The sequence below is a fragment of the Azospirillum sp. UENF 312511 genome, assembly GCF_058780635.1.
In genome coordinates this window covers 106,896-122,498 of record NZ_JBSNCG010000002.1, presented here as the reverse complement: position 1 = coordinate 122,498, position 15,603 = coordinate 106,896, and the positions used below count along the sequence as shown (strand labels likewise).

Genomic DNA, 15,603 nt, shown 5'->3' with positions numbered 1-15,603 from the left:
GGTGTAAGGCAACCGGTGGAGGGTTGGTGCGCACTGTAACCCTCTCCCCTCTGGGGAGAGGGTGGCCCGCAGGGCCGGTGAGGGGGTTGTGCTTGGCGGTAGGTCCGGCAACAGCGCAACCCCCTCACCCTAACCCTCTCCCCAGAGGGGAGAGGGGACTTGTCGTCAGCGCTGGCGCCCGGCGGCGCGGATGTCGGACAGGCTGCGGTTCGGCGTCAGGGCCTCGGGGTCGAGCCTGACGTGCAGGATGGCCGGCCGGCCGGAGGCGCGGGCGCGCTCGAAGGCCGGGGCGAACTCCTCCGTCCGCTCCACCGTCTCGCCATGGCCGCCATAGGCGCGGGCGAGCGCGGCGAAGTCCGGGTTGGTCAGGGCGGTGCCGGACACGCGGCCCGGATACTCGCGCTCCTGATGCATGCGGATGGTGCCGTACATGCCGTTGTCGATGACCAAAACGATGAGGTTGGCGCCCTCCTGCACGGCGGTGCCGAACTCCAGCCCGGTCATCTGGAAGCAGCCGTCACCGGCGAAGCAGACCACGTCCCGCTCCGGATGGAGCAGCTTGGCCGCGACGGCGGCGGGCAGGCCGTAGCCCATCGAGCCGCAGACCGGTGCGGCCTGCGTGGCGAAGCGGCGGAAGCGCCAGAAGCGGTGGATCCAGGTGGCGTAGTTGCCGGCGCCGTTGGTCAGGATGGTGTCGTCGGGCAGAGTGTCGCGCAGCCAGGACATGACGGCGCCCATCTGGACGTCGCCGGGGATGGAGGCCGGGGGCTCGCTCCAGGCGGTGTAGGCGGCGTGCGCCGTCTCGGCCCGACCGGCCCAGGCGGGGGAGGCCGACGCCTCCAGCCCGGCCACGGCGTCGAGGAAGCCCCCCGGCGTGGCATTGATGGCGAGGTCGGGGTTGTAGACGCGGCCCAGTTCTTCCGCCCCCGGATGGACGTGAATCAGCGTCTTGCCGGTCTCCGGGATGCCGAGCAGCCCGTAGCTCTGCGACGGCACCTCGGAGAAGCGGCCGCCGAGCAGCAGGATCACGTCGGCGTCCTTCACCAGGGCGACCAGCTTGGGGTTGATGCCCAGCCCGATGTCGCCCGCGTAGTTCGGGTGCGTGTGGTCGAACAGCATCTGGCGGCGGAAGGTGACGGCCACCGGCAGCGCGAAGGTCTCGGCGAAGACGTGCAGCGAGGCCACCGCGTCCTCGGTCCAGCGGGACCCCCCGGCGATGACCAGCGGGCGCTTCGCCCCGGCGAGCAGACGCCCGACCTCGGCGACCTGGGCGGGGGTGGGAGCGCTGTCCACCGGCTGGGCGGGGCGGGCGGCGGCGACGTCCGCCGTCTCCACCAGCATGTCCTCCGGCAGCACCAGGACGACCGGGCCGGGCCGGCCGGCGAGTGCCGTGTGGAAGGCGCGGCTGACCATCTCCGGCACGCGGTCGGCGCTGTCGATCTCCGCCACCCACTTGGCCATGCCGCCGAACATGAGGGTGTAGTCGACCTCCTGGAAGGCGTCGCGCCCGCGCATGCCGCGCTCGATCTGGCCGATGAACAGGATCATCGGGGTGGAGTCCTGCTGCGCCACATGGACGCCCGGCGCGGCGTTGGTGGCGCCGGGGCCGCGGGTGACGAAGCAGATGCCCGGCCGGCCGGTCAGCTTGCCCTCGGCCTCCGCCATCATGGCCGCACCGCTCTCGTGGCGGGCGTTGATCGTGCGGATCGGGGAATCGTGCAGCGCGTCCAGCACGGCGAGGTAGCTTTCGCCCGGCACGCAGAACACGCGCTCGACGCCCTGCGCCTCCAGCGCATCGACGATCAACTGGCCTCCGGTCTTGCCATTGGTCTGCATGGCGCGCTCGTTCCTCGGCTGGGCGTTTAAATCCTCCTCAATCTGGCGGCAGGCCCCGCCCCGCGCAACCGACTTTCTTTCCCCAGGTCATGAGCTATAGTCATGACCCATGGGTCTGCAACGCCGCCTTCTCCCGTCCATGAGCGCGCTCTCCGCCTTCGAGGCGGCGGCGCGCACCGGCAGCTTCACCGCCGCGGCGCAGGAGCTGGCGCTGACCCAGGGCGCCGTCAGCCGGCAGATCAAGGCGCTGGAGGACCAGCTCGGCGTTCCGCTGTTCGTGCGCCGCGACCAGCGTGTGACCCTGACCCCGGCCGGCGAATCCTACGCGGCGGAGGTGCGCGAGGCGCTGCACCGTGTGGGCGCGGCGACGCTCCGGGTCATGACCGCGCCGCAGGGGGGCGTGCTGAAGCTGGCCGTTCTGCCGACCTTCGGCACGCGCTGGCTGGTGCCGCGCCTGCCCGCCTTCCAGGCGGCCCACCCGCAGGTCATCATCCATTTCATGACGAAGATGGAGCCCTTCGACTTCCGGTCGGAGGATCTGGACGCCGCCATCCATTTCGGCGCCGCCGACTGGCCCGGCGCCGTCTGCGAGCGGCTGATGGAGGAGGAGGTCCTGCCGCTCTGCGCCCCGTCCTTCCTGGCCGCCCACCCGATCCGCGCGGCGGCGGACCTCGTGGCGCTGCCCCTGCTGCACACGACCAGCCGCCCGGAGGCATGGCGGGACTGGTTCGCCGCCCAGGGCATCGAGCGGCACGAGGGCGCCGGCATGTTCTTCGAGCAGTTCTCCACCACCGCTCAGGCGGCGATCACCGGGCTGGGGGTGGCGCTGCTGCCGACCCTGCTGGTCCAGGCGGAGATGCGGGACGGGTCGCTGGTCCCGGCGCTGGACCGGCCCTATCGCAATCCGGACCGCGCCTATCACCTCGTCCACCCGCCGTCGCGGGCGCATCACCCGCCGCTGGTGGCGTTCCGGGAGTGGTTGCTCGGGCAGTCCGTAACCCAGCTCCGAAGCGCTTGAGAACACGGCGAAAACTCCCTCTCACACGGTGGGGGAGGGGAAATGGGCCGGGACGGGGCATCTTCGTCAGGGCAGACAGGCCCTGTCCGTATGACGTTTTTGCTGCAATTTCATGGCGCCCGGCGTTAAGAGGAAACGGCAGAACCGACCGAGAGAACCGTTTCCATGCTGCTGCTGCGCGCCATCCGCTCCATGATGCCCAAGGAAGAGCGGGTCATTGAGCAATTCATCGAGCAGGCCCGCCACATCGTCGACGCCGCCGCCGCCCTGGAAGCCGTCATGCAGGCCGGTCCAGAGGAGCGCCCCGACCGCACCGCGACGCTGAAGCGGATCGAGAAGGACGCCGACCGCGTCGCCAAGGACGCCGGGCGCGGGCTGCACCGCGCCTTCATCACCCCCTTCGACCGGTCGGAGATTCAGGCACTGATCAACGCGCTGGACGATTGCATCGACCTGATGGACGAGGTGCCGCGCCTCGCCGCGCTCTACGGCATCGAGACCTTCGACGACCGGATGATGCGCATGGCGGCGATCGGCCGCCGTCAGGCGGCCCTGCTGTCCGAGGTCATGCCGCTGCTGACCAAAATCTCCGTTCACGCCGACCGCATCCTGCACATCTGCGGCCAGATCTCCGACCTGGAGGACGAGGCCGACGAGATCCTGCGCGACGCCATGAAGTCCCTGATCGCCGAGCGTCCGGAGATGATCGACTTCCTGGGCCGCCGCGAGGTCTACGAGCTGCTGGAAGCCGTCACCGACCGCTGCGACGACGTGGGCGACCTCATCGAAGGCATCACCCTGGATCAGGCGTAAGGGCGGTTCTCGCCCACGGGCGGGGGAGCGAAGGCCGCTCCCCGCTCACATCCGGCTCAGACCTGGGCCATGCCACCATCGGCGAACAGCTCCACGCCGTTGACGAAGCTGCTGTCGTCGGACGCCAGGAAGACGGCGGCCTTGGCGATTTCATCGGGATCGCCGACGCGGCCCAGCGGCACCTGCGCCGCCAGATAATCCACCAGCCCCTGCTGCTGCGCCGCGTCCGGACCGGCCAGCTCGACCAGACCCGGCGTGCGGATCGGGCCGGGGCTGAGCGTGTTGACGCGGATGCCGCGGTCCTTCAGGTCCAGGATCCAGCTGCGGGCGAAGTTGCGCACCGCCGCCTTGCTGGCGCTGTAGACGCTGAAGGCCGCCGTGCCCATGCTGCCGGCGGTGGACCCGGCGAGGATCACCGACGCGCCCCGGCCGAGCAGCGGCAGCGCCTTCTGCACGGTGAACAGCACGCCCTTCACATTGCGGTTGAACGTGTCCTCGTACTGTTCCTCGGTGATGGCGCCCAGCGGCAGCATGCCGCCGCCGCCGGCGTTGGCGTACAGCACGTCGAGACGGCCCGCCTCGCTCTGGATTTGGGCATAGAGCCGGTCGAGATCGGCCAGATTGGACGAGTCGGCCTGCACCCCCGTCGCCGTGCCGCCGGCGTCCCGGATCGCGGTGACCGCGGCCTCCAGTTCGGATTGGCGGCGGCCGGTGAGATAGACGGCCGCACCTTCGGCGGCGAAGCGCTTGGCCGCGGCGAGGCCGATGCCGCTGGTGGCGCCGGTGACGAGGACGATCTTGCCGTCGAGCTTGCGTGACATCGGAAGTCTCCTTGATTGGGTTGTTCGCTGGAGACAAAGCTATCGACGGCGGACACCCATCGAAATAGAAACGACTGAAGACCATCGTTGCAGGAATGGCGATGTCGAAGCTGCCGGATTTCGAAGGGCTGGCGATGTTCGCCAAGGTGGTGGAGGAGCGCTCCTTCGCCGGTGCGGCCCGCGCCATGGGGGTGTCGGTCGCCACGGTGTCGCGCGCGGTCGGCCGGCTGGAGGAACGGTTGGGCGGACGGCTGTTCAACCGCACCTCGCGCCGGCTGGCCTTGACCGATTTCGGCCATTCCCTGGCCGAGCGCGCGATGCGCCTTTATGACGAGGCGGAGGCGGCCGAGAACGCGGCGCGCGAGCTGTCCAGCCGCCCGCGCGGCCTGATCCGGCTGGCGGTGCCAATGTCGTTCGGGTTGCGCTGGGTGGCGCCCCTGCTGCCGGACTTCTTCCGCCTCTATCCGGAGGTTTCCATCGACCTGCATCTGAGCGACGCGACCGTCGATCTGGTGGGGGAGGGCTTCGACGCCGCGCTGCGGATCGCCGTTCTGCCGGACAGCTCGCTGGTGGCGCGGCGGCTGTGCCCCATCGCCCCCGTCGTCCTTGCCGCCCCCGGCTACATCGCCCGCCACGGCTTGCCCCTGCATCCACGCGACCTGAAGAACCACCATTGCCTGGGCTACGCCTACCGGCGGCGCCAGGACATCTGGCACTTCACCAACGGCGCCGGCGAGGAGGAGAGCGTGACGCCGTCCGGCCCGCTGCGCGTCACCAACGCCGACGCCCTGGTGCCGATGCTCCTGGAGGGGCTGGCAATCGCCGAACTGCCGGAGTTCATGGCCGCGGAGCATCTGGCGAACGGGCGGCTGACCGCCATCCTGACCGACTGGTCGCTGCCGAAAGGCGGGCTCTACTTCGTCACGCCGTCAGCCCGCACACGCCCGGCGAAGGTCGGGGTGCTGGCCGACTTCCTGGTCGAGCGCCTGTCCGAGCCGGTATGGCGGCGGTCCATCGACGCGGACAAGGTCTAACACGTTCCGGTTATGGTTAACGGTACATAAACCAATTCACGGCTAATTTCGAAGCATCGCCGCTCCAATCCCGAGAGATTGCCGCCGTGAAGCTGCGCCTCGTCACTGCCGCCGCCCTTTGCGCCTTCCTCGCGATCCCGGGTGGCATGACCACCGGACGGAGCGCGCAGGCCGCAGGCGACTCCACCCCCTACGGCCACAGCACGGAGGCGGAAGAGGTCGACCGTTTCCTGCGGGCGCTGCGCACCATCCGCGGCCAGTATGTCGAGCCGCTGACCGACCATGAGTTGGTCGACATCGCCATCAGGGCGATGGCCGGGCGGGACCGCTACTCCGCCTATCTCGACGACGGCGAATACCGGCAGTTGCAGGCGTCGAACGACGGCGCCTTCGCCGGGCTGGGCATCCGCTACGAGGCCCACGGCACCCGCGTCCGCATTGTCGAGACCGTTCCTGAATCCCCTGCGGAGGCCGCCGGGCTGCGCTCCGGCGACGTCATCCTGGCGGTGGACCAGCAGCCGGTGGGCGGGGCGGAGCTGGCGACCGTCAAGCAGATGCTGAGCGGGCCGGAAGGGGCGGCGGTGTCGCTGACCGTCCTGCGCGCCGGGACGCCGGACCCCTTCGAGGTCAGCGTGGTCCGCGGCAAGCTGCGCATCCCCTCGGTCCGGTTGGCCGCCGTCGGGACGGTGGGCTACATCCGCATCACCCGCTTCGACCGCCAGACCGCCACCGGGGTCAGCACGGCCATCCGCTCGCTGCGCGAGCGGATCGGGTCGGACATCGGCGGCTTCATCATCGATGTGCGCGACAACCCCGGCGGGCTGGTGCAGGCGAGCGTCCGCGTCGCCGACGCCTTTCTCGACAAGGGAACGATCCTGACCGCCCGCGGCCCCGGGCGCGGGGCGGACAAGACCTACACCGCCACCCCCGGCGACGAGACGGACGGCCTGCCGCTGGTGGTGCTGGTGAACGCGAAATCGGCCTCCGCCGCGGAGATCCTGACCGGGGCGCTGAAGGACCACCGGCGTGCCACGGTGATCGGCACGACGACCTTCGGCAAGGGGATCATCCAGAGCGTCATCCCCTTCGACAGCGGGGCGCTGAAGCTGACCACGGCGCGCTACTACACACCGTCGGGCCAGTCCATTCACCAGATCGGCATCCAGCCCGACGAGACCATCGCGGAGCCGGCCGCGGAGGACGGGCAATCCGCCCCGCCGTCCAACGGCATCCCCAGCGCGGCCAACGATCAGGCCTTCGCCCGTGCGCTGTCCATTCTCCGTCCCCAGTCAGCGGGGCTCCGCTGACGGATCAGAAGATCACCTCGCCGGCCAGCAGGGCGAGGACCAGGAAGACCAGGAAGATGATCAGTGCGATCCCGAAGAGGATCTTCGCGACTCCCGCGGTGGCCGACGACACGTTGGTGAAGCCGAGCGCGCCGGCGACCAGAGACACCACGAAAAAGATCAACGCCCATTTCAGCATGGACCGCTCCTGCGCGTTCTGAAACCCAGCCGGCACGTCCGGCAGGGTAGGAACCTCGCGGACCGCCGCAGGTTCCAGCGCAGGCCGGTCAGGCTCCCCCTATTCGCCCGGGTCCGGAATTCCGCGGGATGGCCGTGCCGTTGCGGGTTACCACCCGGTGCCGGAGCGGTTCGGCAGGGATTGGCGCGTCATGCCCTGGTCCATGCCGGACTCGTTGGGCGACCGCGTGCGGCTTTGCGGCTCGCTCACGCCCGACCCGTAGTAAGAACCGCCGTTATAGGGGCCGGGGCTGGAACTGGTCCCGTTCGGGTTGACGTTGGGCTCGTCCACGCCCTGGCTGCCGGACGTGCCGCCGCCCGTGAGGCCGCTGCCGGGGCCGCCGCTGTTCATCCCGCTGCTGCCTGTTCCGCCGCCATCCATGCCCGAACAGGCGGCCAGAAGCATCGCGGCCGACGCCGCGATCATCAGATTGCGCATGACGCACTCCCTACGCTGATGTCTTGAAGGTATCGCCTCCTCTCAACGGACCCCGTCCGGGAGGGTTCCGATTTTGGAAGCCCGGGCATCCATGGGCGTTTTAGCGTCCGGCGGCTTGGCGGCGCAGGGCCTTCACTTCGTCGAACCGGGCGGTGACGTCGCGCATGACCGCCGCCATCCCCATCATCGTCCCATCGGCGTCCTTCAACGGCACGATGGTGAACTCCACCGAGATGCGGGTTCCGTCCTTGCGCGTCGCCGGCACCGACAGAAGATCGCCGCTGCCGTAACGGCTCTCGCCCGTCTTCATCACCTGATCGTAGCCGTCCCAATGGCGTTGGCGCTGACGGTCCGGAATGATGATGTCCAGCGACTGGCCGAGCGCCTCGTCGGCGGTGAAGCCGAACACACGCTCGGCCCCCGCGTTCCAGAAGCGGATGACACCGTCCCGGTCGGAATAGGCGATGGCCTCGGCCGGGCTGTTCAGCAGCGCCAGCCCCAGCCGTTGCAGGTCGTTCTCGGTCATGAGTTCCCCCCTCGTCCCTGTGTTTCGGTCAAATGTCCAGAACCAGGCGTGCACTGCGGGCGCGCGACACGCAGATCATCATCGTCTTTCCGGCGACGCGTTCGGCGTCGGACAGGACGCTGTCGCGATGGTCGGGCTCCCCCTCCAGCACCGCCGTCTCGCAAGTGCCGCAGATGCCCTGCTCGCACGACGAGGCGACGGAAACGCCCGCGGCGTCGAGCGCGTCCAGCACGCTCACCCCCTCCTTCACCGTGACGGTCACGCCGGAGCGGGCGCAGACGACCTCGAAGCGATCGTCCGGCGCCGCGTTACGCCCCGCATCCGCGCGCGGCGTGAACCATTCGAAGCGCACGTCCTGCGACGGCCGCGCCGCATCCGCGACCGCGTCCATCAAGCGCTGCGGGCCGCAGCAGTAGACGAGGGCATCGTCGGGCGTCGCCGCGAGCAGATCGGCCACCGCCAGCCGCCGGCCTTCGTCCGCGGCGTGGAGCACCACCTCGCCGTTGCCCAGCTCGCGAAGCTCGGCGAGGAACGGGGCCTCGGCCGCGCTGCGCACGCAATAATGCAGGACCCAGTCGGCTCCCCGGCGCGACGCCGCGCGGATCATCGGCAGCAGAGGCGTGATGCCGATGCCTCCGGCGATGAACCGGTAGCGCGGGGCGGCGTCGAAGCGGAAGTTGTTGCGGGGCGGAGCGACGGTGACGGCGGTGCCGAGCCGCAATTCCCCATGGATGAAGCGCGATCCCCGCCCGCCCGGCAGATTCAAAACGGCGATCCGATAGGCGGAGCGATCCGCCGGGTCGCCGCACAACGAGTAGGAGCGCACCGCCCCGTCCGGCAGATGCACGTCGATGTGCGCACCCGGCTCGTAGGGCGGCAGGTCCTCGCCGTCCGGGTCGCGAAGCTCCACCAGCAGCACTTGCGGTGTGACGCGCGCCATATGATGGACACGCATCGACCGCGTCGTTGCCGCCGACCGCTGCGCATTCTCCGTTAGACCGGTTGTCGTCATTCTTTCGCCCGCCCGGGTGGTTGCTCCATCCTGCACTCCGGCCTGCCTTTGGACGCCTGGACTGAATGGGGCATCACTGGCATGCCAGATACATTAAGCGTCACTCTAAAACCTCAACTTAACTTGAGGTCAAGGGCTAAGAACGTCCCATTGTTCGGGGAACCGTCCCGGCTCCGCTCGGTTGCCGATGGATCGAGCGACTTCATCACGACCGTTTGCGACGGAGACTCCCTTATGGCGAGCACGGCTTCCGACATCCTGGTGGATGTTCTGGTGGATTGGGGTGTGGACACGATCTTCGGCATGCCCGGCGACGGCATCAATGGCATCGTCGAGGCGTTGCGCCGCCGCCAGGACGAGATCCGCTTCATCCAGGTTCGTCACGAGGAGGCGGCGGCCTTCGCCGCCTGCGGCTACGCCAAGTTCACCGGGCGGCTGGGCGTGTGCATCGCCACCTCCGGCCCCGGCGGGCTGCATCTGCTGAACGGTCTCTACGACGCCAAGCTGGACCACCAGCCGGTGCTGGCGATCACCGGGCTGCAATACCACGACCTCGTCGGCACCTATACCCAGCAGGATGTGGAGCTGGACAAGGTGTTCCAGGACGTCGCGCTCTACAACCAGCGCATCATGGGGGCGGCGCATGTCCGCAACATCGCCAATCTGGCCTGCCGCACCGCGCTCGCCCACCGCGGCGTGTCGCACATCACCATCCCCGTCGATTTGCAGGAGCAGGGCATCGGCGCCGACATGCGGGCGCCGCGCAACGTGAAGGGCCACAACACCGCCCTGTTCGCCCCCCAGCTTCCCGTCCCGTCGGAGGCGCAGACCCGCCGCGCCGTGGAAATCCTCGACGCCGGCAAGCGCGTCGTCATCCTGGCCGGCCAGGGCGCGCTGAGGGCGACCGACCAGCTCGAACGGCTGGCCGACAAGCTGGGGGCGGTGATCGTCAAGGCGCTGCTGGGCAAGGCCGCGGTGCCGGACGACAGCCCCTTCACCACCGGTCAGGTCGGGCTGCTCGGCACCGCCCCCTCGCAGGAGGCGCTGGAGACCTGCGACACGCTGCTGATCGCCGGCTCGACCTTCCCCTACATCGAGTATTACCCGAAGCCGGGGCAGGCCCGCGCCATCCAGATCGACATCGACGCGGCGCGCATCGGCCTGCGCTACCCGGTGGAGGCCGGGCTGGTCGGCGACTGCGGGCTGGCGCTGGACATCCTGACCGAGCGGGTGCGGCGGCACGAGGACCGCTCCTTCCTGAAGACGGCGCAGGCGGGCAAGGCGGAGTGGATGAAGCTGATGGAGGAGCGCGGCACCCGCCCCGACCTGCCGATGAAGCCGCAGGTCGTCGCGTGGGAGCTGGGAAAGCGCCTGTCCGACACGGCCATCGTCGCCTGCGACAGCGGCACCATCGCCACTTGGTGGGCGCGTCAGATCCCGGCGCGGCGCGGCCAGATGCACTCCCTGTCCGGCAACCTCGCCACCATGGCGCCGGGCGTCCCCTACGCCATCGCCGCCCAGCTCGCCCATCCCGGACGGCAGGTGATCGCCTATGTCGGGGACGGCGGCTTTTCCATGCTGATGGCCGACTTCGCCACGGCGGTGAAGTACAAGCTGCCGATCAAGGTCATCATCAACAACAACAATTCGCTCGGCCAGATCAAGTGGGAGCAGATCGCCATGCTCGGCAACCCCGAGTATGTCTGCGACCTCCAGCCCATCGACTTCGCCAAGGTGGCCAAGGCCTGCGGCGGCAAGGGCTTCACCGTCACCGACCCGAAGGACTGCGGCGCCACGCTGGACGCCGCCCTTGCCCATCCCGGACCGGTGGTGGTCGACTGCCTCGTCGATACCAACGAGCCGCCGATGCCGCCGAAGGTCCAGGCCAAGCAGGCGCTGCACTTCACCGAGGCGCTGGCCCGCGGCACCCCCGACGCCCTGAAGATCGCCGCCACCGTCTTCAAGGGCCGCGCCCGCGAGGTGATCTGAGACGCGGCCCGTTGGGGGGTGAGGCGCCCCTCAGGCGGCGCGCCCCACCCCCTGCTGCGATCCCTGCTGGGGGGCCGCGTCGGTCATCGCGTAGTTGCGCCCGAAGCGGTTGGCGATGAAGTCGGCGTAGCGCACCTCCTCCTGCTTCACGAAGCCCCGCTGCGGCAGCGTGCCGTCGGCCAGCAGGTCGAGCACCGCGCACATGCCCGACGCGGTGGTGATCTGGATGCCGTTGTAGAAGGTGCCGCCGATCTCCCGCCCGTAGATCTTGTTGGCGTAGGTTTCCTGGAGCAGCCGGCCCCGCTTCGTCCCGGTCACCGTCACGAAGATCAGCACGACGTCCTGAAGGGTTGCCGGGATCGAATGCTCCAGGATGTCCTTCAGCAGCTCCCGCCGGCTGCCCAGCCGCAGGTCGTGCAGCAGCGCCTTCATCAGGTCGCGGTGCCCCGGATAGCGGACGGAGCGGTAATTGAGCGTCCGCACCTTCCCCGCCAGCGTCTCGCACAGCGTGCCGAGGCCGCCCGAGGTGTTGAACGCCTCGTACAGCACGCCGTCGAGGGAGAACTCCTCGCGCTCTTCCAGCGGCGGCACGGAGACGAGGCGGCCTTCGACGATGGCCTCGCAGGGCTCCAGATACTCGTTGATGACGCCTTCGGTGCTCCAGGTCAGGTTGTAGTTCAGGGCGTTGGACGGATATTTCGGCAGCGCGCCGACGCGCATCCGCACCGTATCCAGCGCGTCGAAGCGCGAGGCCACATCGTTGGCGACGATGGAGATGAAGCCCGGCGCCAGCCCGCATTGCGGAATGAAGGCCGAGCGCGCGCCGTCGGCCAGCTCCTTGACACGCCGCGTGCTCGCCACGTCCTCCGTCAGGTCGAGGTAATGGGTGCCGGCGTCCCGCGCCGCTTCCGCCACGCCGACCGTCAGGTGGTAGGGCAGTGCGCTCAGCACCGCGAACTTGCCGCGCATGGCCTCGGCGAGGTCGGCGGGATCGGCGGCGTCCACCACGCGCGTCTCCATCCGCGGGTGCGTCGGCAGCCGCTCCAGCGCCTCCGCCGAACGGTCGGCGACGGTGACCCGGTAATCGCCCGTGGCCTTCAGGAAGTCGCCGATGGTCTCGCCGATCTTGCCGCCGCCCATCAGAAGAATGTCGCGCATCGTCCCGTACCCCCGCTTCGTTGGTTTGCGTCGTTATGACGCAATCTTGACCGGACGGCCTGTCGATGTGCAGGGTACAGGGTGCCGAAACGCTTCAAACATGTCGGCAGATTGACGGAAAGGCCGGCGATATGATGGACGAGCTGGATCAGCATCTTCTCGACGCGCTTCAGGACAACGCTCGGGAGCCCACCGCCGCGCTGGCCCGCCGCCTGCGCGTGTCGCGCAGCACGGTGCAGAGCCGCATCCAGCGGCTGGAGGAGCGCGGGGTGATCGCCGGCTACACGGTGCGGCTGTCGGACGAGACGGCGCGCCGGATGATCCGCGCCCATGTCTCCATCAACCTGTCGCCCAAGCTGACCGCCGCCGTGGTCCAGGCGTTGAAGCGGATTCCCGAGGTGCGGGCGCTCCACGCCATCAGCGGCGCGCACGACCTGATCGCGGTGGTGCGGACTGGAACCATGGAGGAGATGGACGCGCTGATCGATCGCATCGGCGCCATCGACGGCATCGAGCGGACGACCTCGTCGATCATCATGGCGACGAAGTTCGAGCGCTGAAAAAAGGGATGTTCGCATTTCGTGGTTGGAGAGCAAAAAGGACGCGAACACACGGCACCGCGCATTCGTCTGTTTCCGAGCCCCGTTGAGGTCGGCCCCCTCAGGCTTGTGCTTCGCCGCGCCTCTCCTGCATCTTGGGCTACGGTTGGCGACTGGGGATGAGAGCACGATGGCTGTTCAGTTCGAACGGGTAACGCCGATTTTGCCGGTCCGGGACGTGCGCGCAGCGCTCGCTTATTACCGGCGTCTTGGCTTCGAGGCGTCCGCCTACAATGATGCGGTCGAGGAACCGATTTACGGCTTTCTTGCCTGGGGTGACGTGAACCTTCACTTGGCGCGGGTTCCCGACCTGGAACCGGCACGCTCAACGGTGGCCTGCTATCTCTACGTCAACGACGCTGATGCGTTGTATGCGGCGTGGCAGGCCGCCAAAGTCGATGGTCGTCTGACCGCCCCTGCCGACACGCCCTATGGCCTGCGCGAGTTTGCCCACATCGATCCGGACGGCAATCTGCTGCGGATCGGCGCGCCCATAACTCCGAACCCCAGGTAAGGTCGCAGCCGGGGCGCTGCGTCGCTGATGGTCAGATCAACCGCGAAATGCGAATGGCCAAAAAAAGAAGCCCCTCTCCCTGGACGGGAAGAGGGGCTGTTTTCAACGTGACGGCGCTTACACCATGCCCGAGCGGGTGAAGGGCAGGTGGTGCAGGCGCTTGCCGGTGGCGGCGAAGACCGCGTTGGCGACCGCCGGGGCGGCGGTCGGCACGCCGGGCTCGCCGACGCCGGTCGGACGGGCGGTGGAGGGGAGGATGTGCACCTCGACCGGTGGCATCTCCGAATTGCGGAGCGGCTGGTAGGTGTCGAAGTTGCTCTGGTCCACCAGCCCGCCGGTCAGCGTGATCTCATCGCGCAGCGCGTGACCGATGGCCCAGCCGGTGCCGCCGGAAATCTGCGCCTCAACGATGTTGGGGTTCACCACCTGCCCGCAATCCACCGCGCAGACCACGCGGTCGATGGTGACGCGGCCCTGCTCGTCCACCGAGACCTCCGCGACGTGGGCGACGAAGCTGCTGAAGCTCTCATGCACGGCGATGCCGCGGCCCTTGCCCTTGGGCAGCGGCTGGCCCCAGCCGGCCTTCTCCGCCGCCAGCTTCAGCACGCCCTGGAGGCGCGGGTGGTCCTTCAGCATCTCCAGCCGAAAGGCCACCGGGTCCTTGCCCGCCGCCGCGGCCAGCTCGTCGATCATCACCTCCTTGGCGTAGGCGGTGTGGGTGTGGCCGACCGAGCGCCACCACAGCGTGGTGACCGGGGACTTCGGCGACTGCAGATCGACGTACAGGTTCGGCACGGCGTAGGCCATGTCCGAGGACCCCTCGACCGAGGTCGCGTCCACGCCGTTCTTGACCATCACGGCTTCGAACGGGGTGCCCTCCATGAAGCTCTGCCCGACGATCTTCTGCCGCCATGCCACCAGCTTGCCGGAGGCGTCGAGGCCGGCCTTCACCATGTGCAGGAACAGCGGGCGGTAGCGGCCGCCGTGGATGTCGTCCTCGCGCGTCCACACCAGATGGACCGGAGCCTTGCCATAGGCTTTGGCGATGGACACCGCCTCGGCGATGTAGTCGGCGTCGGTCGTGGCGCGGCGGCCGAAGCTGCCGCCCGCCCAGACGGTGTTGATGACCACCTGCTCCGGCTTGCAGCCCAGCATGGCGGCGGCGACCTTCTGCTCGACCCCCTGGAACTGCGAGCCGGCCCAGATGGTGCAGCCGCCGTCCGGGTTCAGCTCCACGGTCGCGTTCAGTGGCTCCATCGGGGCGTGGGCGAGGTAGGGGAAGACGAACTCCGCCTCCACCACCTTGGCGGCGCCGGCCAGCGCCTTGGCCGCGTCGCCGGTGTCGGTGGCCACGTTGCCCGGCTGGTCGGCCAGCTTGCGGTAGTCGGCGAGCATCTCCTCGGTGCCGCGCATCTCCGCCTTGGCGTCGTCCCACTCCACCGTCAGCGCCTCGCGGCCCTTCATGGCGGCCCAGGTGTTTTTGGCGACGACCGCGACGCCCCTCGGCACGGTCAGCACGTCCAGGACGCCCGGCACCTGCTTCGCCGCGGCGGCGTCCACCGACTTCACCGTGCCACCGAAGCGGGGGGAGCGGGCCATCACCGCCGTCACCTGGCCGGGGCGGCGGATGTCCATGGCGAAGATCGCCGTGCCGTCAGTCTTGGACACATGGTCCAGCCGGTGCAGCGACGGGTTGCCGATGAGTTTGTAGTCCTTGGCGTCCTTAAGCGCGACGTTCTGCGGGACGGGCAGCTTCGCCGCGTCCTCCGCCAGCTCGCCGAAGCGGGCGCTGCGGTTGGAGGCGGCGTGGCGGACGACGCCCTGTTCCACCGTGACGGACGAGGCCGGGACCGACCAGCGCGCCGCGGCGGTGGCGACCAGCATGGCGCGGGCGGCGGCGCCGGCCATGCGCAGCTCGTCCCAGCTGTTGGCGACGGCGGTGGAGCCGCCGGTGCCCTGGATGCCGAAGAAGTGGTTGGCGTAGAGCGCGCCGTCCGCCGGGGCGAAGGCGCCGCGCATCTGCGCCCAGTCGGCGTCAAGCTCCTCCGCGACGATGGTGGTCAGGCCGGTCATGATGCCTTGGCCCTTGTCCAGATGCTTGACCAGCACGGTGACCGTGTCGTCGGCGGCGATGCGGATGAAGGCCTGCGGCCGCGGGTCCGCCGGGCCGACAACCTTGGGGGCGGCGGCCTCGCTGGCAAAGCCGGTCCGGGGGAGCATGGCGCCGAGAACCAGGGCGCCGCCGGCCCCCTTGAGGAAGCCGCGGCGCGAGGGGGAGGCGACGTCCGCCGCCGCCTGCTTGATGAGCTGGTTCAGCATGG

15 protein-coding genes are annotated in these 15,603 nt (G+C 69.2%); 7 read left to right on the top strand and 8 right to left on the bottom strand.

The genetic code is table 11. The features are described from left to right. Positions 1 to 165: 165 nt before the first annotated feature. Positions 166 to 1,836, bottom strand: coding sequence for a thiamine pyrophosphate-binding protein (locus ACWPN7_RS08930; protein ID WP_459197549.1), 1,671 nt, complete (start codon positions 1,834 to 1,836; stop codon positions 166 to 168). A gap of 109 nt (positions 1,837 to 1,945) precedes the next feature. On the opposite strand from ACWPN7_RS08930, the gene gcvA reads away from it, so the two are divergent. Both gcvA and ACWPN7_RS08920 read left to right on the top strand, forming a co-directional pair. Further along, the gene (gene gcvA / locus ACWPN7_RS08925; protein ID WP_137118152.1) at positions 1,946 to 2,854 is read left to right on the top strand and encodes a transcriptional regulator GcvA; all 909 of its coding nucleotides are present in this window, start codon (positions 1,946 to 1,948) and stop codon (positions 2,852 to 2,854) included. A 165-nt stretch (positions 2,855 to 3,019) separates the two neighbouring features. Next, the gene (locus ACWPN7_RS08920; protein WP_040138318.1) at positions 3,020 to 3,667 is read left to right on the top strand and encodes a DUF47 domain-containing protein; all 648 of its coding nucleotides are present in this window, start codon (positions 3,020 to 3,022) and stop codon (positions 3,665 to 3,667) included. Positions 3,668 to 3,723: 56 nt separating this feature from the next. On the opposite strand, the gene ACWPN7_RS08915 is transcribed toward ACWPN7_RS08920, so the two are convergent. Next, positions 3,724 to 4,488 (bottom strand): SDR family NAD(P)-dependent oxidoreductase, encoded by a 765-nt coding sequence (locus tag ACWPN7_RS08915; RefSeq protein WP_200475391.1) that lies wholly within the window; start codon positions 4,486 to 4,488, stop codon positions 3,724 to 3,726. Positions 4,489 to 4,589: 101 nt separating this feature from the next. Here ACWPN7_RS08915 and ACWPN7_RS08910 point away from each other — a divergent pair, with 101 nt between their 5' ends. Both ACWPN7_RS08910 and ACWPN7_RS08905 read left to right on the top strand, forming a co-directional pair. Continuing rightward, complete coding sequence (locus ACWPN7_RS08910; protein WP_456511493.1) at positions 4,590 to 5,522, top strand: LysR family transcriptional regulator; 933 nt, start codon at positions 4,590 to 4,592, stop codon at positions 5,520 to 5,522. A gap of 86 nt (positions 5,523 to 5,608) precedes the next feature. Then, positions 5,609 to 6,829, top strand: coding sequence for a S41 family peptidase (locus ACWPN7_RS08905; RefSeq protein ID WP_137118149.1), 1,221 nt, complete (start codon positions 5,609 to 5,611; stop codon positions 6,827 to 6,829). 4 nt (positions 6,830 to 6,833) lie between these two features. Here ACWPN7_RS08905 and ACWPN7_RS08900 read toward each other — a convergent pair whose 3' ends face one another. From ACWPN7_RS08900 to ACWPN7_RS08885, 4 genes are all read right to left on the bottom strand, one after another. Further along, positions 6,834 to 7,007, bottom strand: coding sequence for a DUF1328 domain-containing protein (locus tag ACWPN7_RS08900; protein WP_014199667.1), 174 nt, complete (start codon positions 7,005 to 7,007; stop codon positions 6,834 to 6,836). Positions 7,008 to 7,154: 147 nt separating this feature from the next. Next, positions 7,155 to 7,484: a hypothetical protein gene (locus tag ACWPN7_RS08895; protein WP_040138316.1), complete on the bottom strand. Its 330-nt coding sequence runs from the start codon at positions 7,482 to 7,484 to the stop codon at positions 7,155 to 7,157. A 100-nt stretch (positions 7,485 to 7,584) separates the two neighbouring features. Further along, entirely contained in the window at positions 7,585 to 8,010 is a 426-nt protein-coding gene (locus tag ACWPN7_RS08890) for a PAS domain-containing protein (RefSeq protein ID WP_201043938.1), read from the bottom strand. A gap of 28 nt (positions 8,011 to 8,038) precedes the next feature. Continuing rightward, a complete protein-coding gene (locus ACWPN7_RS08885) occupies positions 8,039 to 8,965 on the bottom strand; it encodes a PDR/VanB family oxidoreductase (RefSeq protein WP_200475396.1) in 927 nt (308 codons plus the stop codon). 291 nt (positions 8,966 to 9,256) lie between these two features. Here ACWPN7_RS08885 and ACWPN7_RS08880 point away from each other — a divergent pair, with 291 nt between their 5' ends. Continuing rightward, entirely contained in the window at positions 9,257 to 11,011 is a 1,755-nt protein-coding gene (locus tag ACWPN7_RS08880; protein ID WP_459197550.1) for a thiamine pyrophosphate-dependent enzyme, read from the top strand. A gap of 30 nt (positions 11,012 to 11,041) precedes the next feature. Here the strand turns inward: ACWPN7_RS08880 and ACWPN7_RS08875 are convergent, their stop codons facing one another. Then, a complete protein-coding gene (locus ACWPN7_RS08875) occupies positions 11,042 to 12,169 on the bottom strand; it encodes a saccharopine dehydrogenase family protein (RefSeq protein WP_149649253.1) in 1,128 nt (375 codons plus the stop codon). 131 nt (positions 12,170 to 12,300) lie between these two features. On the opposite strand from ACWPN7_RS08875, the gene ACWPN7_RS08870 reads away from it, so the two are divergent. Together ACWPN7_RS08870 and ACWPN7_RS08865 are read left to right on the top strand one after the other, a co-directional pair. Then, a complete protein-coding gene (locus tag ACWPN7_RS08870) occupies positions 12,301 to 12,729 on the top strand; it encodes an Lrp/AsnC family transcriptional regulator (protein ID WP_040138311.1) in 429 nt (142 codons plus the stop codon). A gap of 169 nt (positions 12,730 to 12,898) precedes the next feature. Next, positions 12,899 to 13,282, top strand: coding sequence for a bleomycin resistance protein (locus ACWPN7_RS08865; RefSeq protein ID WP_459197551.1), 384 nt, complete (start codon positions 12,899 to 12,901; stop codon positions 13,280 to 13,282). 117 nt (positions 13,283 to 13,399) lie between these two features. Here the strand turns inward: ACWPN7_RS08865 and ACWPN7_RS08860 are convergent, their stop codons facing one another. Then, on the bottom strand, positions 13,400 to 15,601 hold the full coding sequence (locus ACWPN7_RS08860) for a xanthine dehydrogenase family protein molybdopterin-binding subunit (protein ID WP_459197552.1): 2,202 nt from the start codon (positions 15,599 to 15,601) through the stop codon (positions 13,400 to 13,402). Positions 15,602 to 15,603: the final 2 nt, after the last annotated feature.